The organism is Belnapia sp. (assembly GCF_059504005.1).
In genome coordinates this window covers 1-2,481 of record NZ_JCACHU010000123.1, presented here as the reverse complement: position 1 = coordinate 2,481, position 2,481 = coordinate 1, and the positions used below count along the sequence as shown (strand labels likewise).

Here is a 2,481-nt window from a genome sequence, read left to right as displayed (position 1 = left end):
GCAGGCGCCGGAGACCAGCCCAACATAGCCGGCACCAAGGACCGCAATGCGCATCGGGGAAACTCCTATCGACAACACCAGCCTTGGCAAGCGTCATGCCGTCTTACGGTGTTACTAGTCAATATCTTGTTGCTTAATAGGTTATTCATGCCGCTGTTTCGCCGAAATGCTGCTTGAGCAAAACGGTAAGCGCAACCTGCCACGTAACACGCTTATCGGCTTCTGCTCGAATGCCGGGAGGCGGCGAGTGTTTTAACAAAGCGCGACTGGAGTTGCGTGATCAATCTAAGCTCGAGTTTGGCCATGGAGGCAGCGTGACAGAGGGCGTAAGCGATGCCCTCGCGGATGGCAGGCGGGAGTTCCGTAGCGTCGAGGGCGTGGCGGGACGGCGCAAAACCCTGCTCACTCCAGATCTCCCGCCGTGGGGCGGCAAGGCTGTCAGCAAAGGTCGGTCGCTGCTTGTGGTACCAGGCGCTGGCTGAGACCCGGAGCTGGGCACGGCTGTTGAGGCACGACGCCAGCAGGGCGACGACCGAGAACAGGCCGAGCAGGCATGGCGTAGTGCGGGCGATGGCCTTGTCCGACCATTGCCGTTGGGTCTCGACGACGAGGTGGTCGCGGACCTCGCGGAAGGTGACTTCCCGCTGCCAGCGCTGGACGAACCAGCGGACGATCGGTAGCGGCTCCTGCGCCAGGTCGGTGCAGAGCAGAGCTTGCGGGTCGAAGCGCCGGCAGGGATTGCGCAGCAGCACCCAGCGGATCGGCACCACTGGCATGCCGGCATGGCGCCAGACGGCGGTGTCGGAGCAGATCTCCACGACGCGGTCGCCCTCGCCATACCCGCCGGGCACGGTGACGCGCTGCCACCCGGTGGTCTGGTCGGCCAGCACCTCGGTCAGGGTTGGCGGGCGTGCGCCCTTGGTCGGCGGTTGCCCGACAGCACCGGGCCGGCGTGGTGGCGCCGGCTGGTACAAGGCAGCATCGAGACGCAGTCGGGTGACGCAGGTGACCTCCTGGCGGAACAGCGCGGCCAGGAACTCGAGGGCGGAGAAGCCGCTGTCGGTGACCAGCACCAGCTGCCGCTCCGGCCTCCAGCGACGGGCCTGGAGGACCAGTTGTTGGCCCCAGTCGGTGAGCTTCTTGTGCTGCCGCCCGCGTTCGCGGCATTACCGCTCCGAGGGGGCAAGCGCCGTCAGGAAGGGCAAGGCCCAGACCCGCCCGACCCCAGGAATGGAGACCAACAGCATGAGGCTGAGCCAGCGCAGGCCACTGGCCTTGACGAAGTGCCCATGGCTGGAGCGGACTGGATCCCGATAGATCCCCTTGGCGCTGATCCGCTTGCCGCGGCGGCGCTCGATCGTGTCGTCAAGACCGAGAGGTACCGGACCTGTCGGCACGAAGCTGTCCAGCAGCAAGCCAAGCAACACCTTCGCCGCCGCCCTCCCACTCCAGGCAGCACGGTTCAGTACGCCATGGTCGTTGACGAACCGCCGCTCCCGGCTGAGCCCGGTAATCCGAAGAATGCGGCTCACCGTGCGCCGGCCTGGCGCCAGAATAGCTCCGACCAGCAACACCTCAGCGTGCCGCCAACTCCGTTAAAAAAGAGCGGTGCGAAGCATAGGATCACCGCGGCGAAGCGGGCTGGCCCTGCCCCGCTCTCACGGCTCTTCCGCAAAATGCGTGGTTCAGGCGGCGAGGAGCACACGACGCCGGAGAAGGTCGAACTTGGCACGCCCGAAGGTTTGCCGCTTCAGGAGCTTCAGTTTGTTCACCTGTCCTTCCGTTTGTCCGCTGCTCCAGGGCGTAGTGAGTGCAGCCTTCACCGCAGCACCGTCCTGCTGCAGACCGGCAGCGAAGGTGACAACGGCAGCCACACCGCTCTTCGAGGCGTCTGCAAGCCAGGCCTTGAGCGTGGCGAGGGGTGCCCGGCACACAGCCTTGCTGCCGATGCAGCAGCCACGCAGGAGGTCGGCGAACCTGCCAGCCAGGGCGGCGACAGTGGCAGCCTCCCCGTCCTGCTCGAGGTGGGCAACAGCTGCAGTCTCTTCCTCGGTCAGCTTGCTGCGCGGCCGGGTCAGGTACCAGGCGAGTTGCTTGGGTGAGGGCAGTGTCGGTGCGCGATCAGGTGCAGACGATGGCGTCGGCACCGGCTGCACGTCTGGCCCGCGCTGTGAGCCGTGTTTCAATGGCATCTTGCGCCGTGGACTCAGCCAGCGATGTACCTGCCGCGGCGTGCCAGGAAAGCCGAGCTCTCGCAACTCGCGCCACAGCGCCGCCGCGTTCTCACAGCCAGCAGCGAGCCGTGCCTCAAGGTGGGCGAGGTAGGTATCCAGAATACTGCGACCGGGCTTCCGGGCGGCACGCTCCGGAAAGCTCTCGGCCTGCGCCAACTTCCGCACCGTCCCGCGTGCCAACCCCATGCGACGGCTAAGAGCCCGTCCATGAAGAACTCCTGTATTCTGAATGCGTTGCGGCAGGACA

At 65.8% G+C, this 2,481-nt stretch carries 1 protein-coding gene and 1 pseudogene; both read right to left on the bottom strand.

The window, feature by feature from the left end; genetic code table 11:
- Nucleotides 1-212: 212 nt before the first annotated feature.
- Nucleotides 213-1,574 (bottom strand): annotated as a pseudogene (locus tag AC5JJ1_RS15885) (IS701 family transposase).
- Between the two features lie 111 nt (nt 1,575-1,685).
- The coding region (locus AC5JJ1_RS15880) for a transposase (protein WP_495786075.1) at nt 1,686-2,481 on the bottom strand (796 nt) is incomplete at its 5' end.